Source organism: Truepera sp. (genome assembly GCA_032027045.1).
In the GTDB taxonomy this organism is placed as follows: Bacteria; Deinococcota; Deinococci; order Deinococcales; family Trueperaceae; genus JAAYYF01.
On record JAVSMU010000001.1, the window covers coordinates 1964113 to 1989901 of the forward strand.

General features: G+C 69.4%; 23 protein-coding genes. 11 read left to right on the forward strand and 12 right to left on the reverse strand.

What is annotated here, in order from left to right:
• Nucleotides 1–8: 8 nt before the first annotated feature.
• Complete coding sequence (locus ROY82_09040; GenBank protein ID MDT3682601.1) at nucleotides 9–1832, forward strand: menaquinone biosynthesis decarboxylase; 1824 nt, start codon at nucleotides 9–11, stop codon at nucleotides 1830–1832.
• An 83-nt stretch (nucleotides 1833–1915) separates the two neighbouring features.
• On the opposite strand, the gene ROY82_09045 is transcribed toward ROY82_09040, so the two are convergent.
• The 3 genes from ROY82_09045 to ROY82_09055 all read right to left on the reverse strand — a co-directional run bounded on the left by ROY82_09045 (nucleotide 1916) and on the right by ROY82_09055 (nucleotide 3856).
• Entirely contained in the window at nucleotides 1916–2770 is an 855-nt protein-coding gene (locus ROY82_09045; protein MDT3682602.1) for a metal ABC transporter permease, read from the reverse strand.
• Between the two features lie 64 nt (nucleotides 2771–2834).
• Nucleotides 2835–3596: a metal ABC transporter ATP-binding protein gene (locus ROY82_09050; protein ID MDT3682603.1), complete on the reverse strand. Its 762-nt coding sequence runs from the start codon at nucleotides 3594–3596 to the stop codon at nucleotides 2835–2837.
• 11 nt (nucleotides 3597–3607) lie between these two features.
• A complete protein-coding gene (locus tag ROY82_09055; GenBank protein MDT3682604.1) occupies nucleotides 3608–3856 on the reverse strand; it encodes a L28 family ribosomal protein in 249 nt (82 codons plus the stop codon).
• A gap of 208 nt (nucleotides 3857–4064) precedes the next feature.
• On the opposite strand from ROY82_09055, the gene pyrE reads away from it, so the two are divergent.
• Both pyrE and ROY82_09065 read left to right on the forward strand, forming a co-directional pair.
• Nucleotides 4065–4586 (forward strand): orotate phosphoribosyltransferase, encoded by a 522-nt coding sequence (gene pyrE, locus ROY82_09060; GenBank protein MDT3682605.1) that lies wholly within the window; start codon nucleotides 4065–4067, stop codon nucleotides 4584–4586.
• A 45-nt stretch (nucleotides 4587–4631) separates the two neighbouring features.
• Nucleotides 4632–4994 carry an HIT domain-containing protein gene (locus ROY82_09065; GenBank protein ID MDT3682606.1) on the forward strand — a complete coding sequence of 121 codons (363 nt, stop codon included), beginning with the start codon at nucleotides 4632–4634 and terminating at the stop codon, nucleotides 4992–4994.
• A gap of 8 nt (nucleotides 4995–5002) precedes the next feature.
• Here the strand turns inward: ROY82_09065 and ROY82_09070 are convergent, their stop codons facing one another.
• A complete protein-coding gene (locus ROY82_09070) occupies nucleotides 5003–6550 on the reverse strand; it encodes a methylmalonyl-CoA mutase family protein (protein ID MDT3682607.1) in 1548 nt (515 codons plus the stop codon).
• A gap of 66 nt (nucleotides 6551–6616) precedes the next feature.
• Between ROY82_09070 and ROY82_09075 the strand changes: the two genes are divergently transcribed.
• The 4 genes from ROY82_09075 (at nucleotide 6617) to tsaD (ending at nucleotide 11202) form a co-directional block, all read left to right on the forward strand.
• A complete protein-coding gene (locus ROY82_09075) occupies nucleotides 6617–7582 on the forward strand; it encodes an aldo/keto reductase family protein (protein ID MDT3682608.1) in 966 nt (321 codons plus the stop codon).
• 115 nt (nucleotides 7583–7697) lie between these two features.
• Entirely contained in the window at nucleotides 7698–9212 is a 1515-nt protein-coding gene (locus tag ROY82_09080; protein MDT3682609.1) for an NAD(P)H-hydrate dehydratase, read from the forward strand.
• Between the two features lie 50 nt (nucleotides 9213–9262).
• Nucleotides 9263–10144, forward strand: a complete 882-nt coding sequence (gene thrB / locus ROY82_09085) for a homoserine kinase (GenBank protein MDT3682610.1) — start codon at nucleotides 9263–9265, stop codon at nucleotides 10142–10144.
• On the forward strand, nucleotides 10138–11202 hold the full coding sequence (gene tsaD, locus ROY82_09090) for a tRNA (adenosine(37)-N6)-threonylcarbamoyltransferase complex transferase subunit TsaD (GenBank protein MDT3682611.1): 1065 nt from the start codon (nucleotides 10138–10140) through the stop codon (nucleotides 11200–11202). Before thrB ends, tsaD begins: the two co-directional genes overlap by 7 nt.
• Here tsaD and ROY82_09095 read toward each other — a convergent pair.
• The 3 genes from ROY82_09095 to ROY82_09105 all read right to left on the reverse strand — a co-directional run bounded on the left by ROY82_09095 (nucleotide 11173) and on the right by ROY82_09105 (nucleotide 13897).
• Nucleotides 11173–11733, reverse strand: a complete 561-nt coding sequence (locus tag ROY82_09095; GenBank protein ID MDT3682612.1) for a hypothetical protein — start codon at nucleotides 11731–11733, stop codon at nucleotides 11173–11175. The genes tsaD and ROY82_09095 overlap by 30 nt on opposite strands.
• Complete coding sequence (locus ROY82_09100) at nucleotides 11730–12542, reverse strand: nucleotidyltransferase family protein (protein ID MDT3682613.1); 813 nt, start codon at nucleotides 12540–12542, stop codon at nucleotides 11730–11732. The genes ROY82_09095 and ROY82_09100 overlap by 4 nt, the downstream gene beginning before the upstream one ends.
• A 125-nt stretch (nucleotides 12543–12667) precedes the next feature.
• Nucleotides 12668–13897, reverse strand: coding sequence for a PEGA domain-containing protein (locus ROY82_09105; GenBank protein ID MDT3682614.1), 1230 nt, complete (start codon nucleotides 13895–13897; stop codon nucleotides 12668–12670).
• 109 nt (nucleotides 13898–14006) lie between these two features.
• On the opposite strand from ROY82_09105, the gene ROY82_09110 reads away from it, so the two are divergent.
• Nucleotides 14007–14741, forward strand: coding sequence for an outer membrane lipoprotein carrier protein LolA (locus ROY82_09110; GenBank protein MDT3682615.1), 735 nt, complete (start codon nucleotides 14007–14009; stop codon nucleotides 14739–14741).
• Between the two features lie 59 nt (nucleotides 14742–14800).
• Here the strand turns inward: ROY82_09110 and fumC are convergent, their stop codons facing one another.
• Both fumC and ROY82_09120 read right to left on the reverse strand, forming a co-directional pair.
• A complete protein-coding gene (fumC, locus tag ROY82_09115) occupies nucleotides 14801–16183 on the reverse strand; it encodes a class II fumarate hydratase (protein ID MDT3682616.1) in 1383 nt (460 codons plus the stop codon).
• Nucleotides 16184–16283: 100 nt separating this feature from the next.
• Nucleotides 16284–17264, reverse strand: a complete 981-nt coding sequence (locus tag ROY82_09120; GenBank protein ID MDT3682617.1) for an alpha/beta hydrolase-fold protein — start codon at nucleotides 17262–17264, stop codon at nucleotides 16284–16286.
• 51 nt (nucleotides 17265–17315) lie between these two features.
• Here ROY82_09120 and ROY82_09125 point away from each other — a divergent pair, with 51 nt between their 5' ends.
• Nucleotides 17316–18482 (forward strand): PatB family C-S lyase, encoded by a 1167-nt coding sequence (locus ROY82_09125; protein ID MDT3682618.1) that lies wholly within the window; start codon nucleotides 17316–17318, stop codon nucleotides 18480–18482.
• Nucleotides 18483–18513: 31 nt separating this feature from the next.
• Nucleotides 18514–19725 carry a class I SAM-dependent rRNA methyltransferase gene (locus ROY82_09130; protein ID MDT3682619.1) on the forward strand — a complete coding sequence of 404 codons (1212 nt, stop codon included), beginning with the start codon at nucleotides 18514–18516 and terminating at the stop codon, nucleotides 19723–19725.
• Here the strand turns inward: ROY82_09130 and ROY82_09135 are convergent.
• From ROY82_09135 to purB, 3 genes are read right to left on the reverse strand one after another with little or no spacing between them, the layout of a single operon-like run.
• The gene (locus tag ROY82_09135) at nucleotides 19689–20555 is read right to left on the reverse strand and encodes a lysophospholipase (protein MDT3682620.1); all 867 of its coding nucleotides are present in this window, start codon (nucleotides 20553–20555) and stop codon (nucleotides 19689–19691) included. The two genes, ROY82_09130 and ROY82_09135, sit on opposite strands and share 37 nt — an antisense overlap.
• A gap of 3 nt (nucleotides 20556–20558) precedes the next feature.
• Nucleotides 20559–21716 (reverse strand): phosphoribosylaminoimidazolesuccinocarboxamide synthase, encoded by a 1158-nt coding sequence (locus ROY82_09140; GenBank protein MDT3682621.1) that lies wholly within the window; start codon nucleotides 21714–21716, stop codon nucleotides 20559–20561.
• A 20-nt stretch (nucleotides 21717–21736) separates the two neighbouring features.
• The gene (gene purB / locus ROY82_09145; GenBank protein ID MDT3682622.1) at nucleotides 21737–23041 is read right to left on the reverse strand and encodes an adenylosuccinate lyase; all 1305 of its coding nucleotides are present in this window, start codon (nucleotides 23039–23041) and stop codon (nucleotides 21737–21739) included.
• 262 nt (nucleotides 23042–23303) lie between these two features.
• Between purB and gyrA the strand changes: the two genes are divergently transcribed.
• On the forward strand, nucleotides 23304–25745 hold the full coding sequence (gene gyrA / locus ROY82_09150; GenBank protein ID MDT3682623.1) for a DNA gyrase subunit A: 2442 nt from the start codon (nucleotides 23304–23306) through the stop codon (nucleotides 25743–25745).
• Nucleotides 25746–25789 lie beyond the last annotated feature (44 nt).

Here is a 25789-nt window from a genome sequence, read left to right on the forward strand (position 1 = left end):
ATGTGGGCATGAGTTCCGACCTGAAAGGCTTCGTAGCCAGGCTCGAGGAGCGCGGCCAGCTGACGCGCGTCGCCGTGCCCGTGTCCACTTACCTCGAGATGGCCGAGATCGCCGACCGCCTCGTCAAGTCGGGCGGCCCGGCCGTGCTGTTCGAGAGGCCCGTCGACCGCGACGGTCGAGCGCTGGACACGCCCGTGGTGATGAACCTCTTCGGCACCCGCGAGCGCATGGCGCTGGCCCTCGGGGTCGAGAACCTGGACGAGGTGGGCGAGCGCATCCGCTCGCTGCTCGACGTGAAACTGGGCGGCGGGCTGCTGGGCCTGGTGTCCAACCTGCCCAAACTGCGCGAGGTGGCGGCGCTGCCGCCCCGGCGCGTGCGCACGGCGCCCGCGCAGCGGGTGGTGCTGCGCGGCGACGAGGTCGACCTCGGCCGCCTCCCCGTCCTCACGACCTGGCCGCAGGACGGTGGGCCGTTCATCACGCTGCCGCTCGTGATCACGCGCGATCCCGAGCGGGGCGACCTGAACATCGGCATGTACAGGATGCAGGTGCTCGACCGGAACAGTACTGCTATGCACTGGCAGCGCCACAAGACCGGGGCGCGTCACATGGCCGCGGCCGCGCGCCTGGGCCAAAGGTTGGAGGTCGCAGTGGCCATCGGCGGGGACCCCGCCCTCACCTACGCCGCCACGGCGCCACTCCCGCCCGTGCCGGGCCTCAACGAGTACTCGCTGACCGGTTTCTTGCGCGGCAGGCAGGTCGAGGTGGTCAAGGGCGTCACCGTCGACCTGGAGGTACCCGCTCACGCAGAGATCGTGTTGGAGGGCTACGTCGATCCGAACGAGGACCTCGTGATGGAGGGTCCGTTCGGCGACCACACGGGCTTCTACACGCTGCCCGACGAGTACCCGCGTTTCCACGTGACGGCCGTGACCACGAGCGAGGACCCCCTCTACCCCGCCACCGTCGTGGGCCGACCGCCGATGGAGGACGCCTACCTCATCGAGGCGAGCGAGAGGATCTTCCTCGAGCCGGCGCGCTTCATACTGCCCGAGATCGTCGACTACCACCTGCCGCCGGCCGGCATCGCGCATAACCTCGTCAACGTGGTGATCGAGAAGAGCTACCCGGGCCAGGCCTTCAAGGTGGCCAACGGTCTCCTGGGGCTGGGCCAGATGATGCTGGCGAAGGTCTTGCTCGTGAGCGACGACCCCGAGGCCGACCCGAAGGATCACTTGGGCTTCTGGCGCAAGGTCCTGGCCGGCACCGTTCCGGGCCGCGACAGTCAGTTCGCGAAGGGTCCGATGGACGTGCTCGACCACTCGAGCCGCGCCTTCAGTTACGGCAGCAAGCTCGTTCTCGACGGCACGCGGAAGACGCCCGAGGAGGGAGGCGACGTGAGTTTCGCGCCGAACCCCGAGCGTGCCGCCGGCGAGCTGCCCGTGCACGCCGAGATCGAGGACCAGCACCAGGTGGCGGGCGGCTTCTGGTTCATTACCACGAAGAAGAAGCGCCCCGGGCAAGGGCGGCACCTGGCCGAGTGGGCGGCACGCCAGGGCGTGGCCAAGGGGGTACGCCTGATAGCCGTGGTGGACGAACTTTGCAACCCGCGGGACTTCGACGACTGCATCTGGACCATGCTCAACAACATCGACCCCGAGCGCGACGTGCAGATCGTCGACGACACCTTCGCGGCCGCGCCGATCTTCGCGGTCGACGCCACTCCGAAGCTGAGGTCGGAGGGGTTCGCACGGGACTGGCCCGAGAAGCTCGTGATGCCCACCGCCGTGAAGCGGAAGGTGGACGAGCTGTGGCCCGAGATCTTCGAGTAGCGGGCCGCGAGTTCGTCGCCGTGGCGACCTTCCGAGTCGTCCAAGGTCCCGCCTCCGGCGTCCTCGCGGTCCGGCCCCCGAGGTCAGCGCCGGTGCCCGAAGACCGCAGCGGGCACGAACAGGGCCGCTTGCGTGAGCACGATGGTGGCGCCGCTCGGCACGTCCCAGTAGAAGGACAGCCCCAACCCCACCACGGTGCTGACCACGCCCAACAGCACGCTCAGGAGCGTCATCTGTGCGAGGGTCCGCGCCAGCAGCCTAGCGGCGGCCGCGGGTATCACCAGATAGGCGGCCATGAGCACGATGCCGACCACGCTGGCGCTTACGGCGATGACGAGGGCGGCCAGCAGGAACAGCACCAGCTCCAGCCGGTCGGTGTGCAGGCCGTCGCTACGCGCCAGCTCGTCGTCGAAGGTGGCGTAGCCGAGCCTTCCCCATAGCCCCATCAGCGCGCCGACGGCCAGCACGGCCACGACCACGATGACGATCAGGTCTCCCCGGCGCACGCCCAGGATCGAACCGAACAGCAGGTCCATGACCGAGACGCCCAGGTTGACGTCGGGCGGGATGAGAGAGAAGAACATGACGCCGAGGGCCACGCTGACGGCGAAGGCCACGCCGATAGCGGTGTCGGAGCTGAGGCGCGTGCGCTTGCGCAGCGCGGCGATGACGAGCGCCGCCAGCAGACTGAACGGCATGGCTATCCAGAGCGGGTGCTCGAGCAGCGCTACCCCCGAACCGATCAGGCCGCTGGTGACGATCACGTACGCCCCGATGCCCATGCCGCCGAAGGCCGCGTGTGCAAGGCCGTCGCCCAAGAAGGAGAGCCGCCGCTGCACGACGAACACGCCGAGCACGCCAGCCATGACGGCTATCGCGAGCCCGGCGATGACGGCGCGCTGGAAGAACGGCAGCGCCAGCGCCTCGAGGATGGTCACGAACGTGACCTCACAGCGTCAACCCGTGGGCGTAGTCCCAGAGAGTGAACCCGTGGTCGTGACCTCACAGCGTGAACCCGTGGTCGTGGCGCTTGTGTCCGAAGGCCGCCTGCAGGCATTCCTCGCGCATCACGTCCTCCGGCGGGCCGTACCCGTGCACCGTGCGGTTCAGGACCAACACGTCGTCGGAGTGGTAACGGGCGGCCGTCAGGTCGTGCGTCACCATGACGACGGTGGCGCCCGAATCGGCCTGGTACTCCTCGAGCAGGTCGTAGATGTCGCGCTCGGCCAAGTAGTCGACGCCCGTTGCCGGTTCGTCCAAGAGCACGAGCTGCGGCCCCCTTACGAAGGCGCGCGCGAGATACGCGCGTTGCAGTTCGCCGCCCGAGAGCCGCGCCAGCGGCCGGCCCGCGAGCTCCGCGGCGCCAACGCGGTGCAGGGCCGCGAAGGCCCGCTCGCGCTCGCCTGCTACCACCCGTCCGGGCCACGCGCCCCGTAACCCCGTCACCACCAGTTCCAAGGCGGTGGCAGGGAACGTGCGGTCGAACGTCTTGAGCTGCGGGACGTAGCCGATGCGCTCGGGGTTCGCGCCGGGCCGTTCACCGAACACCGTGGCGTGTCCCGACAGCGGCGCAGTCAGCCCCAGGATGACCTTCACTAGCGTCGACTTGCCGGCACCGTTGGGTCCGACTATGGCGAGCAGCGCGCCGGCCTTCAGGTCGAACGTCACGTCCTTGAGCGCGACGAAGTCGCCGAACCGAACTGTCACCTGGTGCACGTGCAAGACGACGGCGCCGCTCGCAGGGAGCGGCGCCGTGCCCTTCATGCGCGGCTCGTTCAGCCGAGCTTGTTCGGGTTGACGAACATGGTCGGGTCGAGCTGGCGCATGGCCTTGGTGCTCAACCATACGCGCATGGGGCGGCCGTCGACCCAGACCGTGCGCTTCTGTAGGTTCGGCTTGACGGTGCGCTTATGCACGCCCACCTGCTTGAGACCGACGCCGCCCTTGCGCTTGGCGGAGCCCTTGCGGATGCTGGTGGTGGTGCTGCGGGTGCGCTTCCCGGTGATGGCACATACGCGCGGCATGACTTCCTCCGTTGCTACGGGGCCGCTGGACGTGCCCCTCTCGTGAGTGGAGTTCGGCGGGGAACCCCAAGGCGCCCCGCTGCTAAGCGCTTGAGTCTAGCACAGGTTCCGGCCTTGGGGGCGCCCTAGCCGCAGATACGAAGCGCACCCGGGTGGCGTCCTGCCGCCGAACGCCCGGGCGCGGGGCGGCCGGCGGTAACATCTGGGCATGCAGCGCACCGAACTAGCCCGCGCCATCGCCAGTCGCTCCCTGCTCCATGGCGAGTTCCTGCTGCGCTCGGGGGCGACTAGTAGCGAGTACTTCGACAAGTACATGTTCGAGTCGGACCCCAAGCTCTTGCGGGCCATCGCCGAGGCCATGGCCCCGCTCGTGCCCGCCGGCATCGATTCCCTCGCCGGGCTCGAGTTGGGCGGCGTCCCCCTGGCCGTCATGCTCTCCCAGGTGACGGGCCTGCCCACGCTGTTCGTGCGCAAGAAGGCCAAGGAGTACGGCACGCGGCGCTTCGCCGAGGGCGGCGAGCCGGCGGGCCGGCGCCTGCTCGTCATCGAGGACGTGGTCACCTCGGGTGGGCAGGTGGTCCTCTCTACTCGAGACCTGCGCGAGGCCGGCGCTAGGGTCGGCCATGCCTTGTGCGTCATCGACCGCCAGGCCGGCGGCGTGGAGTCGTTGGCTGCCGAGGGCGTGGAACTCACTGCGCTATTCACCATGAGCGAACTCAAGTCGGCCTGAAAGAGTCCCTGCCGCGCAATTCCTGCCGCGCAATTAGACTGGGGCATGACCCAAGACACGCTCTTCGCCAAGATCGTGCGCCGCGAGATCCCCGCGGACATCGTCTACCAAGACGACCTCGTAACGGCGTTCCGCGATATCGATCCCAAGGCGCCCGTTCACGTCCTGATCGTTCCCAACGCCATCATCCCCACGGCCGACGACGTCCTGCCGGAGCACGAGGCCGCGCTGGGGCGGATGTTCACCGTGGCGCGCAAGGTGGCCGAGCAGGAGGGCCTCACCAAGGGCTACCGCCTGATCGTCAACTGCAAGGACCACGCGCATCAGGAGGTCTTCCACCTGCACATGCACCTCCTGGGCGGCAGACCCCTGGGGCCCCTACTGGTCCGCTCGCTCGCCAGCGGTTGAGCCCGCGCTCAGCCGTGGTACTCGCCCCAGGCCTCGCGCAGCACGCCGCAGACCTCGCCCAGGGTCGCGTGGCGCGCCAACGCGTCCTTGACGAGGGGGAATAGCGAAACCCTAGCGTCCGACCCGCCGGCTTCGGCCGCGCGCCGCAAGGCCAGGAGCGCCGCGGATACGGCCACGCCGTCACGCGCTGCCCGGAACGCCGCCAGGGTGTCGACGCGGCGACGTTCCAGCTCGGGATCGATGACCTGGAGGGGCACGTCGGCGTGGCCGCCCTCGCTGAAACGGTTCACGCCCACCACCACGCGCTCGCCCGACTCGATCTCCTGCTGGAACCGGTACGCCGAATCATCGATCTCCTGCTGAAGGAAGCCGGCCTCGATGGCGCGAACGGAGCCGCCGAGCGCTTCGACCTGGTCCATGAGCTTCGTGGCGGCCGCCTCCAGCTCGTCGCACAGGTTCTCGAGGTAGTAGCTGCCCGCCAACGGGTCGATGGCTTCCGGGACTCCCGTCTCGTAGGCGAGGATCTGCTGCGTGCGCAGCGCGAGGCGCGCGCTTTCTGGCGTCGGCAGACCCAGCGCCTCGTCGAGGGCGTTGGTGTGCAGGCTCTGCGTGCCGCCCAGCACGGCCGCCAACGCCTGGTACGCGGTGCGCACCACGTTGTTCTCGGGCTGCTGCGCGGTGAGCGTGCTTCCCCCCGTTTGGGTGTGGAAGCGCAGCATCTGCGACCGCGGCTCCTTGGCACCGAACTCGTCACGCATGATCCGGGCCCACATGCGCCGCGCCACCCGGAACTTCGCGACCTCCTCGAGCAGCCGACTGTGGCACGCGAAGAAGAAGGACAAGCGCGGCGCGAAGTCGTCGACCTTCAGGCCTGCCCCTACCGCCGCCCTTACGTAGGCGCGCGCGTTGGAGAGCGTGAAGGCCAGCTCCTGCGCGGCGGTCGCCCCGGCCTCGCGGATGTGATAGCCGGAGATGCTGATGGTGTTGAAGTTGGGCAGCTCACGGGCGCAGTGAGCGAAGAGGTCGGTCACCAGGCGCATGGAGGGACCGGGCGGGTAGATGTAGGTGCCGCGCGCCACGTACTCCTTGAGGATGTCGTTCTGCACGGTGCCGCCCAGTTGCGAGTGCGCAACGCCCTGTTCCTCGCCCACCAGCACGTAGAGCGCCAGCAGCATCATGGCGGGCGCGTTGATCGTCATCGAGGTCGTCACCTTGTCGAGCGGAATGTTGTCGAACAGCTCCCGCATGTCGTCGATGGTGGCCACGCTTACGCCCACGCGGCCCACCTCGCCCGCGGCGAGGGGGTCGTCCGGGTCGAGCCCCAGTTGGGTGGGGAGGTCGAAGGCGACGGAGAGGCCGGTGACTCCCTCCCCGAGAAGGTACCGGTAGCGCTCGTTCGACTCCCGCGCGGATCCGAAGCCGGCGTATTGCCGCATGGTCCAGAGCCTGCCCTCCGAGTACATGGCAGGGTAAACGCCGCGGGTGAACGGGAACTCGCCCGGTCGCCCGAGCCGCTCGGTGAGGCGCGGAGGGGGAGCGTCGTAGATGGGCTCCATGCCTCAATCATACGGGCGGGCAGCGTGTGGTCCTTGTCGGGGGGTGCCCAGAGGGTAGCCTAGGGCATGTCTAGTGACCAGATGACTTATCGCAGGTTGGGCAACAGCGGCCTCAAGGTCAGCAGCGTCAGCCTCGGCGGCTGGACCACGTACGGCCAGACGATCGAGGAGCAGAACACGGTCAGGCGCATAATCGATCGGGCCGTGGAGCTGGGCGTCAACTTCTTCGACGCGGCCGACGTTTACGCCAAGGGCAAGTGCGAGGAGATGATGGGCGAGGCCCTCGCCGAGGTAGGGCCGCGGCATCACCTGGTGGTGAGCAGCAAGCTGTACTGGCCGATGTCCGAGAACGTCAACGACCGCGGCCTGAGCCGCAAACACATCATGGAGTCGATCGACCTGACCCTGGACCGCATGGGGCTCGACTACCTCGACATCTACTTCGCCCACCGCTTCGATGACGAGACGCCGCTCGAGGAGACGGTGGAGGCGTTCTCCGACGTAGTGCGTTCGGGCCGCACCCACTACTGGGGGACGAGCATGTGGAGCGCCGCACAGATTGCGGAGGCCGTCACATTCGCCAAGTCGAACGGCCTGGTGGCGCCGGTGGTCGAACAACCCGAGTACTCCATGCTGCGCCGCGAACGGGTCGAGGGCGAGATCATGCCCACCACGTCGGCCAAGGGGGTTGGTCTGGTCGTGTTCAGCCCGCTGGCGCAGGGCCTGCTCACCGGCAAGTACGACTCGGGAGTCCCCGAGGGCTCGCGCTTCGCCAACTTCGAGGGCTTCCGGAAGCGCCACCTGACCGAGGACGCCGTGGCCCGTGTCCGCGCACTCAAGGGCGTTGCCGACGACCTGGGGGTCACGCGCAGCCAACTGGCGCTCGCCTGGGTGCTGAGGAACCCCAACGTCTCCTCCGTGATCACGGGCGCCACGCGCGTGGAGCAGCTCGAGGAGAACGTGGTCGCCGCAGGGTTGACCCTGAACGAAGACACGCTGAGCAGGATCGACGAGGCGCTGGCCGGCGACTGAGGCCTGGGTCTTCGGCCGAGGCCCTGGCCGGCCGCCGAAGCAGGGTACGGCGGACGAGGCCCTATACGACAGCCGAGACGCTGCCCGGCAGCCGACGCCCTAGCAAGGGAGCAACATGAAGCTCTACCGAGCCGCGGACATGCGCGAGGCCGACCGCTTGGCCGCGGCCGCCGGGGTGAGCACTTGGCGGCTCATGGAGGCGGCCGGCAAGGCCGTGGCGCAGGAGGTGCAGAGTCGTTACCCGGCACGCCGCACGGCCATCGTGCTCTGCGGCAAGGGGAACAACGGTGGTGACGGTTACGTCTGCGCCAGGGACCTCGCCGCGCAGGGCATGACGGTGCGCGTGCTGGAGCTGAGCGCCGAGCCGGGGCGGCCGGACGCGCGGCGCGCGCGCGAGGAACTGTTGGCCGGCGGCGTCACGCCCGAGCCCCTGGACTCCTGGGAGTCGCTGGCCCCGGGTGCCTCCGCGGTGATCGTAGATGCCATCTTCGGCAGCGGCCTGAGCAGGCCGGTCGAGGGTCGGCTGGGCGAACTCCTGTCACGCCTGAGCGGGTTCGGCGTCCCCGTGGTGGCCGTCGACGTGCCGAGCGGACTGCCCACCGACGCGCCGCAGCCGATGGGTCCCCACGTGACCGCCGACGTGACCGTGGAGCTGGCCGGGCACAAGCTGGCCGGCGCCTTCTACCCTACGCGCGGCGCGTACGGGGAACGCGTTCTGGCGGCCATCGGCATGCCGCCGGCCATCATGGACGCGTGCGGCCACGTGCTGCTGCTGGACGCGCAAACCGTGTGCCCCTGGCTGCCCGAGAGGCCCCCCGACGCCCACAAGTACACGGCGGGCACGGTTACCGTCGTCGGCGGCTCGAAACGGTACTCGGGCGCGGGCGAACTGGCCTGCCGCGGTGCGTGGCGCGCCGGCGCCGGGCTGGTGACGCTTCTCGGACCCGTGCGCCACCCGGCTGCGTGGCCGGAGACGATCTTCGAGGAGTTCCCGTTCCCCGAGGACGCCCCGGCCGACCTGCGCGCCCTACTTCGCTACGCTTTCGCGCCGAAGAGGGCCGCCACGACACTGATCGGGCCGGGGCTGGCGGATGGCGCCCTGGGGCTACTCCCCACCCTGCTTCGGCTCGCTCCCGGCCCGGTCGTGCTGGACGCAACCGCCCTGAGCCCGGCGGCGTGGCCGGCCACGGCCCGCGCCGAACTCGGCGCACGAGGCGGCGTCGTCATGACCCCACACGCGGGCGAGGCCGCCGCGCTGCTCGGTGCAGAACCGCAGGAAGTGGTTCATGACCCGCTCGATGCCGCCGCGATGCTGGCCGCCGGCTTCGGCGCCACCGTCGTGCTGAAGGGCGCCACCACCGTCATCAGCTCGCCGGACGGCCGGGTGGCCGTGTCGGAGCGCGGCCACCCCGGCATGGCCACGGGCGGCACCGGGGACGTGCTGGCGGGCGTCATCGCCGCACTACTCGCGCCCACGGGTGGCCGTGAGCGGACGTTCGAACGGACCTGCGCGGCGGTGTGGCTCCACGGCGTGGCCGGGGAGCTGGCCGCGGAGCAGGCGGGGCTCGGCCTCGTGGCGTCGGACCTGGCGGACGCCCTCCCCGCGGCGGCAGCACTCGCTAGAGGGTGAGCGGCCCTGACTCCACTCCTGGCGTGGCGCCCGGTGGTAGCGTGCCCTCCATGTTGCGTGTCCGCGTGCCGGCCAGCAGCGCGAACCTGGGGCCGGGCTTCGATGCGCTCGGCCTCGCACTCGACCTGCAACTCGAGGTGACACTCGCCCCCGCCGCTGCCGATTCGTTCGACTATCGCGGGCGTGGCGAAGTGCCCGACACGCCCGACAACCTCGTCCATTCCGGCTTCAGAGCGGTCTTCGGTAGCCTCGGCCTCCCGACACCCACCGTGGCCCTCACCGTGCGCAACCCGATCCCCTTGGCTCGCGGCCTCGGTTCGTCGTCGGCGGCGCTGGTGGCCGGTGCCGCGCTCGCGGACGCGTTGACCGGGAACCAGCTTGGACGCCGTGGCGTGTTCGCGCTCACCGCCGGTTTGGAGGGTCACCCCGACAACGTCGGTCCATGCGTCTTCGGCGGTTTCACGGTGGCGGCCGTAGACCAGGCGGGCGCCTTCTTGCAGGCCACCCTGGAGCCCCCGGCGAGTTGGCGCTTCCTCTTCGGCGTGCCCGCCTTCGAACTCGCGACCCACGAGGCCCGCGCGGCCCTACCAGCCTCCTACCCGCGCCAGGACGTAGTGATAACCGCAGCGCGTTCGGCGCTGTGGGTCGCGGCCGTGGCCCTCGACCGCCCGGAGCTCCTGAGGGCCGCGGCACTAGACGTCGTGCATCAGCCCTACCGCGCGCACCTGGTGCCCGGCTTCGAGAGCGCCATCGCCGACCTCCGCGAGGCCGGCGCTTACGCGGCCTTCTTATCCGGCGCCGGCCCGACCGTCGGGGCCGTGACCAGCGAGGAGGCCCTGCCCGCTTGCAGAGCAGCCCTCGAGCGCTTCGTGGCGGGGGGCGAGGTGCTCGAACTGCGGGCGGCACGGGGCTACTCGGTGGAGCCGTGCTAGGTCGGGAAGCCGGGCGCGGCCCCGACGGGGCGGGCGGCCACCAGTCGCGCCCCGCAACCGAGCCGCCCCTGGTGCTCGGCATCGACACCTCGTGCGACGACACCGGTGTCGGACTGGCACGCGCCGGCCAGGTGGTGGCCAACGTCGTGGAGTCGCAGACCGCCCTTCATGCCCGCTTCGGCGGCGTCATGCCCGAACTCGCCAGCCGGGAGCACCTGGAGGTCATCGACGAGGTGGTGCAGCGCGCGCTGGCGGCGGCCGGGGTCGGCCTCGGTGAAATCGGGGCCGTGGCCGCCACCAGGGGTCCGGGCCTGGTCGGCGCGCTCCTAGTGGGGCTCAACTACGGCAAGGCGCTGGCCTGGGGGCTCCAGGTGCCGTTCGTGCCCGTCCATCACCTGGAGGGCCACATCGCGGCGGCGGGCGACGCGCAGCCGCCGTTCGTGGCGCTGCTCGCGTCCGGAGGCCATACCGCACTGTTCGCCGTGCACGCTTGGGACCGGGTGGAGGAGCTTGGTCGCAGCCGCGACGACGCCGCCGGCGAGGCGTTCGACAAGGTCGCGCGCCTTCTGGGGCTCGGTTACCCCGGCGGGGCCGCGCTTGCGAAGCTGGCCGAGGCGGGCGACGACCGCGCCGTCTCGCTGCCGGTGCCCATGCAGGGCGACAAGGGCCTCGAGTTCTCCTTCAGTGGCCTCAAGACGGCGGTGGCTCTGCTGGTCGAGAGGAACCAGACACTCGATCCGGCCGACGTGGCGGCGTCTTTCGAGCGCGTGGTCGTCGGCTCATTGCTCAGCGTCTCCCTCAGGGCCCTCGAGCGGACGGGCATGACGAAGCTCGTGGTGGCGGGTGGCGTGGCCGCCAACGCGAGGCTCCGGCGCGAGTTCGCGGCGGCCGGCATCGACGTGGCCTTCCCGCCACCCGCCCTCACGACCGACAACGGCGCAATGATCGCGCTGGCCGGCGGCCTGAGGCTTGCTGCGGGGCGCCTCCCCGAGTCTCCCTTCAGTGCCGACGCCGAGCCGTACCTGCCGTTAGCGGACGCTGCCCCACAGGCCGGCTAAGTACATCTCCTGAGTGATGACGCCCTTGACCTCGTTGGCGTCGAGCACCACCACGAGCTGCTCGTGTGCCAGCAGCCGCCTCAGGTCTGTAACGGCCGTGTCGGCCTCGACCTTGACGAGTTCCTCCCAGGAGGTGATCCGGTCGTGGTTTAGCCCCGTGACCCCGACGGGCACCCCCGAGTCCTGCACTATGACGATGCGGTTCGCCATCATGGTCTGGGCCACCTGCGCGGCGTCCACGACGGGCACCTTGCTGGCCGAGCGGCCGGTGGTCGGCGGCGCCAAGAGCCCGAAGCTCAGGAGGGTGGGGCTGGGCAGCCGCAGGGCGGTGCGCACGTAGATGAGGGCGCCGGAGTAGGCGAGCACGAAACAGAGGCCCTCGAGGATCCCAGCGGCGTTGAAGTCACTGAACCCCAGTTGACCACGGCGGCCCAACGCCCAGAACACGAGCAGGGCGACGAGCAGCGCGAAGGCGACGGATGCGGAGGCCCCTAGCAAGGCGGCTACGCGAAGTTGGCCTGGTCGTCTCAAGGATCCCTCCTCAGGGCTAGCGTGGGGAAGTCGGGCAGTGTGGTCCCGGGCAGGTGGGCGGGCTTGTCGACGTCGGCCGCCACGCAGGCGTCGTCGGTGGGAAGCGCCCGAGCGGCGACCCCGAGTAAAGCGCTCACGCGCCGCTCGAGCCCTGATACCCGGGCGCGGCCAAGGACGAAACGGACGAGCGTCCCGAAGCCCACGGTCCTCGCGAGCGCCAGGGGGTTCTTGCGGTTGCGGAACACGCGGTCGATCAGCGCGAGAAGCGCGGGCACCGCGCTGCGGCGCAGCAGCACCAGGTTCCCGCCGGTGAAGCGCCCGTCGGCCAGGCTTGCGTAGGTACGGCTCTGGTCCGGGAACGCTGCGAGCGCGTCCGCCTCGCTCACGATCGGGTAGACCAGTTGGGCCGGACGGCCGTCCGGGCCCGTAAGGTCGCTCGCCGCGCGCAAGAAGCGAGCCACGGCCGCGCCCGTCAACCAGGGCACGTCGGCAGTGACCACCAGCAGGCGGTCGCCGGCGTCGGGCTGGGACATGGCCGCGCCGAGGCCGAGGGCTAGTGAGTCCACGAGGCGTAGGCCGGCGGGCACGGTCACGTCGTAAAGGCCCTCGAAGTGACCCTGCGGGTCACCCACCAGCACGACCCTGTCGACCACCCCCGAGGCGCGCAGCGCGGCGAGGACGTACTCTCCCAGCGGCCTGTCACCCAGTGGGACCAGCGCCTTGGAGGGCGCCCCGACCTCGCGCGCCAGGCGGTCGCCTGGGCCGCCGCCGGCGAGCACTATCGCGATCAGGGCTCCATTCTCACGCACGCACCGATTCTATCGCGCCACTCGTTAGCGGCCGCACGGGCGCCCGCGGCGCAAGAAGATGCCCACCGCTGCGAAAACGCGGTGGGCTGCCTACTCGTTGGCGGCCTAGGGCCGTCAGGCGGACCTCAGAAGCGCGACTGGCGCACGTTCAGGGTGACCGTCCTGCCGGCGCTGACGTTGAAGCTCGTCACGTACGTCGCGTAACCGGGAGCGATGACCACCAGCTCGTGGGTGCCCGGGAAGACGTCGTTGACCTGCAGGCGGCCGCTACCACTGGGGAGTGTGCCGACCTGGCGACCGTCGATGAACACGAGGGCGCCGCCGATGTTGCCCTGCACGACCGCGGTGCCGCTCTGCGCCACCAACTGCACGCTGACGCTGCGGTTCTCGCCGTCGCGGGCCCTGAAGGTGACGCTCATCGAGTCGTAGCCCGGCAGATCGAAGCGGGCCGTGTAGCTGCCGGCGTCGAACTGAACCTGCCCGGTGGGCGTGGTGCCCACGTAGCGGCCGTCGACGTAGACGTCTGCGCCGCTCGGCGAACTCGTGAACTCGACCATGCCCGCCCGGCGCTGTTGATTGAGGCGCGCGGTTACCGACTGCGTCCGACCGGCGCGCACGTCGACCGTGGTCGTGTACGGATCGTAGCCGTCGAGCTCGATCCTGACGTCGTGCCTGCCCTTAGCGGCGCCGAAGCTCAGCGGCGTGTAACCGATGAACTGGCCGTCGAGGTAGACGGAGGCGCGGCTGGGCGTGGACGCGAAGTCGATCGTGCCGAACTGGGGCGTCGCGGGCTCGCTACCGACGCTGTAAAGCGCCGTGTCGGTTACCCAGTCTCGTTGCGGGATGGGCCTCACGACGATGGCGAAGCTCTGGATGAAGCCCTGTTCGCCGATGGTGCTCTGCGCGAAGATGTCGCTCTCGCGCTGGAAGCGCGCGAGCGTCGAGGTGTCCAGTTGCGACTTGCTGGCGATGGCGATGACCTTCGACAGGCCCAGCGGGGGTTCGATGCTGAACACGTAGCGAGCGCCACTCGGCGGGAACGTGCGGGTTTCGCCGGCACTCAGGCGGTTATCGCTGCTGTAGCGGTTGGGGAAGATCTGCGTGATCTCGCCGCTGGGGCGCACATCGAAGATGTAGACCCACGAGGAGTCGTCGACGCGGACGCTGATCTTGACGTCTTCGCCGACCTGGTACGTAGGGATGGCGTCGCCCGAGGGGTCGCGATCCAACCAGACCTGAACACCGAAGCTGGGTGCGGGGTTGACGACGATGGCTTGAGGGCTCACCACGAACCCTTGAGCGGCTACCATTGGAGCGAGGACGAGCAGCAGGATTGCTCCGAAGAGTCTCTTCATGACCTGCCCCCTTTCTGGCCGAAGCGTAGCACCGACTTCCTGACTGGCATGATGACGCCCTTAAAGCGTTCTTCATGCTCCGGTGGGCCCAGGCGGATAACATCACGGCATGGATAAGACGATGCCACAGCACCGCGGCCGCTCGGCCTTGGCCCGTACCTGGGCCACCCTGGGCGCCCTCGCGCTGCTCGCCGCGCCCGCGCTCGCCCAGCCGCTCGACGTCGATACGGTGCTGGACAAGGTCGCTAGCGCGGCCCGCGGGCTGCAGGACGCGGCCTTCACCTTGACCGGCAAGCTCATCGACACCGACGGAACCACGATCGCGCTCGAGATCGAGATCCAAGTGGTGCCGCCTCAGAGCCTCGCCAAGGCGTACATCATCCAGCCCGACGCGTTGGCCGACAACGAGATCGTGTTGGACGGCGACGCGGTCTACAACTACACCTTCCTAACCAACCAGGTGATGATCTTCGACGCCGATGACCCCGACGCGCTGGGAGGCCTGCTGCCCAAGGGCGAAGACGGCGCCAGCGCCGAGATCTCGTTCGACCTCGGCACCATCTTCGCCGGGTTCGACGCCACCCTCGAGTCGGTCGAGCAGGGTCCGAACGGCGACGTCTACGTGATCGACTTCGTCAACAAGGACCCGACCGCGCAGATCCTCAACGTCACGGCGCGCGTCGACTCGTCGGACTGGCTCCCGCGGCAGCTCGTCTTCACGCAGTCGGACGGCCACGTACTCGCCGAGTTGAACGCCGAGGACCTCGTGACAAATCAGGGGCTCGACCCCGCCGAGGTGCGCCACCTGCCCGACGACGCCGAGGTCATCGACAACCGGCGCTGAGACGGCGTCGGCGACCTGCGCCTAGCCGGGGTCGGCGGCGGCGGCCGCCCGACCGCGCCTCAGCCGACCATGTCCTCGGGCACGACCGCCGCGTCGAACTCCTCGGCGCTCAGGTAACCGAGGGCCACGGTCGCCTCTTTCAAGGTCGTGCCCTCGTGGTGGGCCTTCTGGGCTATCTCGGCGGCCTTGTAGTAGCCGATGCTCGTGTTCAGGGCCGTGACGAGCATCAGCGAGTTATCGAGGTGCATGCGTATGCGTTGCTCGTCGGCCTCTATGCCGTCGACGCAGTGCACGCGGAAGCTGCTGGAGGCGTCGGCGAGCAGGTTGGCCGACATGAGCAGGTTGTAGATCATCACCGGCTTGAAGACGTTGAGCTGGAAGTGGCCGTGGGTACCGGCAACGCTGACGGCGGCGTCGTTGCCGATCACCTGAGCGCAGACCATGGTGAGGGCCTCGGCCTGCGTGGGGTTGACCTTGCCCGGCATGATGCTCGAGCCCGGCTCGTTCTCGGGCAGGCGCAGCTCCCCTATCCCGCAGCGCGGGCCGGAGCCGAGCAGCCTGATGTTGTTGCCGACCGCGAACAGGGCCACGGCCGTGCGCTTGAGGGCGCCCGAGGCCTCCACGACGGCGTCGTGGGCGGAGAGCGCCTCGAACTTGTTGTCCGCCGTGCGAAACGGCAGCCCCGTGAGCTCGGCGATGCGCTCCGCGACCCTCACGGCGAACCCCTTGGGGGTGTTCAACCCCGTGCCGACGGCGGTGCCGCCCAGCGCCAGCTCGGCCAGGTGCGGTAGGGCGTTCTCGATGGCCTCGACGCTCTTGCTCACCTGCGCCGCATAACCGCTGAACTCCTGGCCGAGCGTCAGCGGCGTCGCGTCCATCAGGTGAGTGCGCCCGATCTTCACGATGTCGGCGAACTGCCGCGACTTGGCCTCGAGCGAGGCCTGCAAGGCACGCAGCTCCGGCAGGGTGCGGCCTGCCAGCACGCGGTAGGCGGCGATGTGCATGGCCGTCGGGAACGTGTCGTTGGACGACTGGCTCTTGTTGACGTCGTCGTTCGGGTTGAGCGGCTTCTTGCTGCCGCGGGGTTCGCCCGCAAGCTCGCTTGCCCGGTTCGCCACGACCTCGTTCACGTTCATGTTCGACTGTGTGCCGGAGCCCGTCTGCCACACGACCAGCGGGAACTCGTCGTCGAGCTTGCCTTCGGCTATCTCGTCGCACACGCGCGCGATGAGGTCTACCTTCTCCTGGGGGAAGTCGGTCAGTTCGGCGTTGGTGAGAGCCGCCGCCTTCTTCAGCACCGCGAAGGCGCGGATGACCTCGGTGGGCATGCGCTGCCCGCCGATCTTGAAGTTCTCCAGCGAGCGTTGCGTCTGGGCGCCCCAGTAGCGCTCCTCGGGAACGCGGACCTCGCCGAGCGTGTCTTTCTCGATGCGGTAAGCCATGTCGTCTCGCCTCCGTCTGTGCGCCGTCGCCGACGACGCCCTGTTGCCGCCATGGTACCCACTCGGAACGCGCGGCCCGAGGTCAACTCACCGTCGCGGCTCAGGGCCTGAGCACGAACCTGAGCGCCGACGCCATGCCGTTGCGCCAGTTTGTCCAGTTGTGCCCGGCGTGGCGCTCGGTGAGGGCCACGTCGACTCCGCGGCCGTCGAGCGCGGCCGCCACGCGCCGATTGACGTCGTTGAGCCACTCGATGGTGCCCACCTCGAGGTACCAGCGCGGCGGCGGTGCGGCTTGCGGATCTGCGAGGCGCTCCAGGAGCCAGGAGTCTCGCGACGAGTAGAAGTCCATGCTCTCCGGATCGCCCACGAACGCCCCCGAGAACGTGACCACGCTCGTCGCCAGGTCCGGCCGCGCCAGGGCGGCCGCGGCCGCCGCCAGCCCGCCCAAGCTCGCGCCCAGCCACACGCGCTCGCCGGTCCCGGGGTTCTCGGCCTCGACCTTGGGAAGAAGTTCCTCGAACAGGAAGTCCAGATACTCGGTGGAGTACGCGTACTCACTGTTCCGGTCCACGGGTTCGACGAACAAGAAGCGTGCCGGCCTGGACTCGCCACGCGCCGCCAGTTGCTCGCCCACCAGGTGGAGCCCGGCCAGGCGGTTGAAGGCCACGCCGTCTTGCGCGACGACGAGGGGCAACTCGGCGCCCTCGTGACCGAGCGGCGTGTACACCGTCGCTCGCCTGAGCTGACCGTTCAACGCGGTGCTCGTCAGCCTCAGCCTCGAGGTGTGACCGCGCTCCAGGGACCGGTCGAGGGCGGCGTACGGGTCGGCGGCGTAGCGGGGCCCAGTGAGCGCGCTCACCTCCGGGTACCAGGGGTTGTTCGCCCTGAGCGCGTTCCCCGGGTCGGCGTGCAACCGGCCCCGCTCATCCATGAAGCCGTACTCGTAGTAGCCGTCATCGGGAAAGTCGAACTCGACCTGGGGAGTCGTGGCCGGGTTAAGCGGCCTTGCCGCGCGTGTCATGTCGGTGTCGTCGGAGACGAGTCGCCGCGCCCAGTCGGGCACCTCCACGTTCGCTCGCATAGGGAGAGTTTAGCCCCCGAGCGAAAACGGACCGGGGTTAGACTCGAACCCATGACGCATCACCCCTACGACGACGTCTCCCTCGAGTCGCTCCGGGCCCGGCCAGGCGCGAAGTGGCAGGTGTTCCCAGGCGACGTGCTGCCGCTTTGGGTAGCGGAGATGGACTTCCCCATCGCAGACTCCATCAAGCAGGCGATCGGGGCGAACCTGAGCGCCAACGACCTGGGCTACACCGTCGGAGTCGGCGTGCCCGGCCTGCGTGACGCGGTCGCCGAGCGCTTGACCGTCAAGCACGGCCTGCCCCTGGAGCCCGACCAGGTCGCCCTGTTACCCACGACCGGCGTCGGCCTCGGCCTGGCCGCCCGGGCGTTCGCCGGCCCGGGTGACGAAGTGCTGCTGCTCACCCCCCTCTACCCGCCCTTCAAGCACGCGGTGGAGAACGCCGGCAGGGTGCCGGTCGAGGTGGAGTTGGTAAACGGCGACGACGGTTACTCCATCGATTTCGGCGCCCTCGAGGCGGCCGTCTCTCCCGCGAGCAGGCTGCTCATGCTGTGCAGCCCGCACAACCCCGTGGGCAAGGTCTTCACGCGTGAGGAGCTCGGACGGCTCGCCGACTTCGCGCTCCGCCACAACCTTTGGGTCGTCAGCGACGAACTGCACGCCGACCTGCTCTTCGACGGTAAGCACGTTCCTATCGCGAGTATCTCGCCCGAGATCGGCGCGCGCACCGTGACTCTCTACGGGCCCACCAAGGCGTTCAACATCCCCGGCCTCAAGATCTCCTTCGCCGTCTCCAGCAACCCCGGTCTGCTCGAGCGCCTGAGCGCCGCAGGCAAGGGCCTCGTGCCCGCACCCAACGTCCTCGCTCAGGTCGCGACCGTGGGCGCCTACCGCGGTGGGAGCGAGTGGCTCGCCTACACGCTCGATTACCTGCGCGGCAACCGCGAGCTGGTCGTGAGCTTCGTCAACGAGAACCTTACCGGCGTGGGCCTCCACGTTCCGGCCGCCACCTACCTGGCTTGGCTCGACCTGCGCTCCAAGGGATTGGGCGACAAGCCCGCCGCCGTGCTGGCCGAACGCGCCAAGGTGGGCCTGAACGAGGGCGCCGACTTCGGCCTTGGTGGAGCCGGCTTCGTGCGCCTCAACTTCGCCACCTCACGCCCCATCCTGCGCCTGGCGCTGGAGCGCCTGGCGAGCGTCCTGGGCGAGCAGGCCTGAGCGCCTCTCGCACCAGCCGGAGCCGACGGTCGTGCAGCGAGTGAAACGGAGCGGCGACCAACCCACGCTGCGCGTTGCGCCGGGGCTCGAGGCTGCTTTGCGCTCCGGCCACCCGTGGCTTTATCGCAATCACCTGCCCGAGCACCGCCTCAAGGGTGGCGAATGGGTGCGGGTCGAGGCCGGACGGGCGGCGGCTTACGGCCTCTACGACGCCAACGGCGCCATCGGCGTGCGCCTCTTCGGCCCGGAGCGCTTGACGCCGGCGGCGCTCGCCCGCCGGGTGGAGGTGGCGCTCGAGCTGCGCGCGGAACTCCCCGCCGCCGGCAACGACGCCTACAGGCTGCTGCATGGCGAGGGCGACTTCCTGCCGGGCATCGTGTGCGACCGCTACGGGCGCTACGCGGTCATGAAGAGTTACGCGGCGTCGCTCGACGCCCTGCTGCCTGACGTGGCCAAGGAGATAGGAACCCGCCTGCGGCTCAAGGGCGTGGTGCTGAGGAGTGACCGCGATGATCCTGATCGGGAGGAGGTCGAGGACGGCGGCCGACCCGCTCACGACCTGACGGCCTTGTGGGGCGAGGCGCCGCCGCCCGAGCTGACCGTCAGCGAGAACCACCTACGCTTCGTGGCCGACCCGTGGCGCGGGCAGAAGACGGGGATGTTCCTCGATCAGCGCGACAACCGGCAGTTGGTGCGGAGCCTGTCTTCAGGCCGGCGGGTTCTGAACCTGTTCGCGTATCAGGGCGGTTTCAGCGTCTACGCTCTCGCGGGCGGGGCCAGGTCGGTCGTCAGCGTCGACGTCTCGCGGGCGGCACTCGAGGCCGCCGAGGAGAACGTGCGGCTAAACGGCCCGTTCGAGGGGGAACACAGCGCCCTCGCCGCCGACGTGTTCGCTTCGTTGCCCGTGTGGGCCGAGGCCGAGCCGCGCTACGACCTGGTCATCCTCGACCCGCCGTCTCTCGCGAACGCGGTCACGCAGAGGCGCCGGGCGTGGCGTGCCTACCTCAAGCTGAACCGCGACGCCTTCCGCTTGGTGGCGCCGGGCGGCTTCCTGGTGACGTCGTCGTGCACCGCGCAGGTCGGGCCGGAGGCCTTCAAGGAAGTGGTGGCCGAGGCGGCGCTCGCGGCCGGGGTGCGCGCTCAGGTGGTAGCGGAGAACGGGCACGCCACCGATCATCCCGTGCCGCTGTCGTTCCCCGAGGGGCGCTACCTCAAGTTCTTGGCGCTGCGAGTGTTGGCCTGAAGCCACTCGACCAGGAGCCTGCGGTACTTCTGCGGCACGCCGGTGGCGGCGTCGTCGTGGTGCAGCTCGTGGTAGCCCCCCGCGATCTCCTCCAGCCTCACCGTGTCGCTCGCGGCGGCGAGCTCGCGGCTGCCTTCGGGGTCGGCGATGCTGTCCGACGTTCCGACGATCACCAGCGTGGGAACCACGAGCTCGTGGGCGCGGGCCCTTAGTGCCTCGCCCTGCTCGATCATGGCGTGGCCGGCGTTGGCGCGCACCCCGCCGTGGTACACGAGCGGGTCGGAGCGGTAGCGCTCCACTTGCTCGGGGTCGCGAGAGATGAACGCCGGGTCGAGGCTGGCGACCGGCAGGTTCGGCAACAGCCGCGCGATCACGCCCGCCAGCCGGTTCAGCCAGGCCGGGCGGGTGGCGGCGTCCTTGAGGAAGGGGGACGACAGAGCCAGCGCCGTGACCTCCGTGGGGTGGTCGAGCGCGTAGCGCAGGGCGATGGCGCCTCCCATCGAGTGGCCGAAAAGGAGCACCGGCAGTTCCGGGTCGGTTGCGCGCGTCAGGCGGAAGAGCTCGTGCAGGTCGGCCAGGGACGGTCCGAAGCCCGGCACGCTGCCGCGCACCCCGGGGCTCTCGCCGTGTCCCCTCAGGTCGGGCGCGAACACGTCGTAGCCCACCTCCTGCGCGCTGCGCGCGAGGTCGATGTGGCGCGTGGCGTGTTCGGCGTAACCGTGGACGATGATGAGGGCGCCCTCGGGCCGGCCCGCCGGCCTCAGGCGATAGAGCGCCAGCTCGACGCCGTCGCGCCCCACGAGCCTCTCCTTGGCCGGGCCGGGCGTCATGACTCAGCCCTCCCCGCCCTCGACCATGACCGTCACGTCCTCCATCACCGGGTTCGAGAGCAGGTCCTTGGCGAGCTGCTCGACCTGGGCGAGGACCGCCCCGCGGTCGCCACTAGCATCAAGCGAGATGCGCTTGCCGATCCGCACGTTGCTCACGTTGCCGTGCCCCAGGCGGTGCAGCGTGGCCTCCACCGCCCGCCCTTGCGGGTCGAGGATAGACGGCCTGAGCATGACGTCGACCTCCGCCCGGAGCGTTCGGCCGGCCGAAAGGCCCCTGACGTGCTCGCCATGGGCTTGCTCGTAATGAGCGTGCTCGCCGTGCCCGTGGTCATCATGGGCATGCTCACCATGAGCGTGGCCATCCCCGTCGTGCTCGCCGTGACCGTGCCCGAGCTCGTGGTCGCGCCCCGCCACGTGTCGCGCGACGATCTCGTCGTCCCCCTCCACGCTCTGCGATACGCGCCTGAGGACCTCCTGGTAGGCCTCCTCGACCCCGCCGAGGTCACGCCGGAAGCGGTCCTTGTCGAGCTTCTCGCCCGTGGAAGCGTCCCACAGGCGGCACGTGTCGGGGCTGATCTCGTCGGCCAGCACAACGTTGCCGTCGTCGTCGAGCCCGAACTCGAGCTTGAAGTCCACCAGGTCGAGCCCACGCGCCGCGAAGTACGGTTTCAGGAGTTCGTTGACCTCAACGGTCAGCTCGAACATCTCCTCCAAGTCCTCGGGCGAAACGATGCCGAGCGCCACCGCGGCGGCGTCGTTGATGGGCGGGTCGCCCAAGGCGTCGTTCTTGAGGCACCACTCCACCACGACGGGGAACAGCTCGCCCCCCTCGGGCACCCCGTACCGCTGCGCGAAGGAGCCGGCGGCGCGGTTGCGCACGACGACCTCGAGGGGCACGATGGTGACGGCCCTCACGAGTTGCTCGCGTGGCGAGAGCAGCTCCTCGAAGTGAGTCGGGACCCCTGCCCGCGCGAGGAACTCGAAGATGTGCGCCGACACGGCGGCGTTGACCACGCCCTTGTCCTTTACCGTGCCGCGCTTCTGCGCGTTGAACGCCGTGGCGTCGTCCTTGTACTCGACGATGTAGCGCGCCGGGTCGGTGGTTCCGAAGACCTTCTTGGCCTTCCCCTCGTAACGAAGTGCCGTTCGCGTAGGGCTCACGCCTAAATGATAGCAGGCGCTCAGAGGCCGTTACGAGCGAAGATGTCGTCCACGAAGCGGAGGTACCAGCCGGGGTCGAACGCCGCGGCCAGCTGCTCGGCGCTGAGGGGCAGGCCGGGTGCGGCCGCCAGCAGGTCACGCAAGTGTTCGCCCGTCTCCCAGCACCGTAGGCTGGCGTCTTGCACCAAGGAGTAGGCGGCCTCGCGGCTCATGCCTGCCTCGATCAGCAGGTGCAGCACCCTCTGCGAGTAGACGAGCCCATGCAGGGCGTCCAGGTTCTCCGTCACGCGCCGCTCGTGCACCACGAGACCCTCGAGCACGGCGTCAAGGCGCCTGAGGGCGTAGACGGCGAGCATGGTCGTGTCCGGGAGGATCACGCGCTCGGCGGAGGAGTGGCTGATGTCGCGTTCGTGCCACAGAGCGACGTTCTCCAGGGCGGCCTGAAGGTTGGAGCGCATGATCCGGGCGACGCCCATGAGGTTCTCGCTGGCGATGGGGTTCTTCTTGTGCGGCATCGAGGAGGAGCCCGTTTGGCCCTTGCCGAACCCCTCCTGCGCTTCCGCCACCTCGGTGCGTTGCAGGTGCCTGATCTCGAGGGCCACGCGCTCGACGCTGGTGCCGAGGATTGCGAGGGCCGCCATCACCTCCGCGTGACGGTCACGCGCCACCGTCTGGTTGGTGATGGGGTCGGGCGCCAGGCCCAGTGAGCGCGCGACCGCCTCCTCAACTTGCGGCGGCACGTGCGCGAAGGTGCCCACTGAACCCGAGAGCATGGCCACCTCGATGCCCAGCTTCGCGCTCGCCAACCGCCGCTCGTCGCGCTCGAAGGCGGCGGCGAAGTTGAGGAACTTGAGCCCGAACGTCATCGGCTCGGCGTGGACGCCATGCGTGCGACCGATGGCCGGCAGGTGGCGATGGCGCTGGGCGAGGTCGAGGAGCCGCCGATGGACCGCCCGCACCGCCTCCAGGACGGTGTCGAGGGCCCGGCTCAGGATGAGGTTCTGGGCCGTATCGACCACGTCGGTGCTGGTGAGGCCGAAGTGCACGAAACGCGCCCCCTCGCCCAGACGTTCGCTGAGCGCGCGGGTGAACGCGACGATGTCGTGCCGCGTCTCCTCCTCGATCTGGGTCACGCGCGCGGCGAAGGCCTCGTCGAGAGGGTTGGCCAGGGCCGCGCGGCGCAACCCGCCGGCCGTGCCACGGGGCACCTCGCCGAGTTCCTCCCACGCCTCCATGGCCGCCAGCTCGACCTCGAGCCACGTGCGGTAGCGTTCCGCCTCGCTCCACAGGCGGCGCATGTCGGGAGTGGAGTAGCGCTCTAGCATGTGACGGCAAACTACCACGCCCTTTCAGCGTCGGGCACGCGCCTGGCCCCACTAGGCACGGGTCCTGGCCCGCCGAGTCGGCCGGCTACAAGTGGTAGAATCGTGCGTCAGGCCGCTTGCCGGCGCGCGGCACCCAGCAACCACCCTCCGAACCCCGCTTCCGGGGCCCGGGTAGGCCTCCAGCAGGCTCGTGAGGCACCCGTCAGGGGATACCCCCACGGGGCGCTGGTGGGGCGCCGGCCGGCAGGCAACGGAGGTCACGTTGAACGAGGGTCAAGTCGTCGCGGTCCAGATCACGGACGAGATCAAGACGAGCTTCATCAATTACGCCATGTCCGTCATCGTGGAGCGCGCGCTCCCCGACGTTCGCGACGGGCTCAAGCCGGTTCAGCGCCGCATCTTGTTCGCCATGCGGCAGATGGGCCTGGCGTCCAACCGCAAGCACTCGAAGAGCGCCGGCGTGGTCGGCGAGGTCATCGGCAAGTACCACCCGCACGGCGACAGCGCCATCTACGACGCCATGGTGCGGTTGGCGCAGGACTGGAACCTGCGTTACCGGCTGGTGGACGGGCAGGGGAACTTCGGCTCGATAGACGGTGACCCGGCCGCGGCCTACCGCTACACCGAGGCCCGCCTCACCGCCTTCTCCGAAGCCATGCTGGCGGACATCGAGAAGGAAACGGTCTCGTTCCGCGACAACTTCGACGGCCAGCTCCAGGAGCCCACCGTCCTGCCCTCGGCCGTACCGAACCTGCTCGTCAACGGCGCCGCGGGCATTGCCGTGGGCATGGCCACCAACATGGCCCCTCACAACCTGGGCGAGATAGTCGATGCGCTCGTCGCCATGATCCAGAACCCGGCCATCGATACGGCCGAGCTCATGGAGCACGTGCAGGGCCCCGACTTCCCCACGGGTGGCATCATCGGCCGCGACGGCATCAGGCAGGCGTTCGAGACGGGCCGCGGCAGCATCAGGGTGCGTGGCCGGGCGCGGATCGAGGACCACACGCAGAAGGCCGCCATCGTGGTCACCGAGATCCCCTACCAGGTCAACAAGACCTCGCTCATCCAGACGGTGGCGCAGCTCGTTCGCGCCAAGAAGATCGAGGACATCAGCAACATCCGTGACGAGTCGGACCGCCACGGCATGCGCATCGTGTTCGAGGTGAAGCGCGGCGCCATCCCGCAGCTCGTCCTCAACCAGCTCTACAAGTTCACGCAGTTGCAGACGACGTTCGCCGTGAACAACGTGGTCATCGTCGAGAACGCGCCGCGCATCCTCTCCCTCAAGGAGATGCTGCGCTACTACCTCGACCACCGCGTAGTGGTCGTGCGGCGCCGGTCCGACTTCGAGCTGAGGAAAGCGCGCGAGCGCGCCCATATCCTCGAGGGCTACCTCATCGCGCTCGACAACCTCGACGCGGTCATCGCCCTCATCCGCGCGTCCAAGGACGGGCCCGAGGCCAAGATCGGCCTCATGCGCGAGTTCGAGCTGTCGGACCCGCAGGCGCAGGCCGTGCTCGACATGCGCCTGCAGCGCCTCACCGGGCTCGAGCGCGAGAAGATCAACGACGAGTACCGCGACCTGCAAGAAGAGATAGCCCGCCTCGAGCTCATCCTCACCGACGAGGTCGAGCTCTGGCGCGTCATCCGCCAGGAGCTGCTCGACGTCAGGAAGCAGTTCGCCGATCCGCGCCGCACGGCCATAACGGACCTGACGGACGACATCGGCAAGGAAGACCTGATCGCCGAGGAGACGGTGACGGTCACGCTCACGCGCGGGGGTTACATCAAGCGCACGGCCATCACGGCCTACCGGCAGCAGGCGCGCGGTGGCCGCGGCGCAACCGCCGCCAAGGTCAAGGAGGACGACGTCAACTCCATCCTCCTCGTAGGCAGCACCCACGACTTCCTCCTCTTCTTCACCGACCGGGGCCGCGTCTACCGCGAGAAGATCTACGACATCCCCGAGTTCGAGCGCGCCGCCCGCGGCAGTCACATCCGCAACCTGCTCCCCCTCACCGAGGGCGAGAACGTGCAGACGGTGCTGTCTCTCAAGAGCCTCGACCGCGACGGCTACTTCGTGTTCGCCACCAAGGGCGGCCTCGTCAAGCGCACGCTCATCCGCGAGTACGGCAACATCAACGTTTCCGGGCTGGTGGCCATCAACCTGCTGGACGGTGACGAGCTGGTCGCCGTGCGCATCACCGACGGCCAGGCCGACATAGTGCTGGGAACACACAAGGGTCAGGCGATCCGCTTCCCGGAGAGCGACGCGCGCGATACCGGGCGCGCCACCCAGGGGGTCATCGGGATCAGGCTGCGCAAGGGAGACGCGGTGGTCAGCCTCGAGGCGATAGCCGAGGGCCAGAAGGAGAACGCCGAGCTGCTGAGCGTCACGGAGCAGGGATTAGGCAAGCGCACCGCGCTCGCCGAGTTCCCCATCCAGGGGCGCGGTGGCCAGGGCGTCATCGGGCACCGCCTCTCGGACCGGACGGGCGCCATGGTCACCCTCGCTCGCGTCACCGGCACCGAGGAACTGTTCGTACTCTCGGAGAACGGCATCCTGATTCGCACCGCGGTCAGCGAGATCAGCTCGTACGGGCGCGCCACCCAGGGCGTCAACATCATGCGCGTGGGCGAGGGCGACGGCGTCGTTGGCGCCATGGTCCTGCCAGGCGAGGACGAGCTCGACAAGATCTGACCCGAACCTCGGGCGCCGCGGTCGGCTGACGGCTTGCCGCGGCG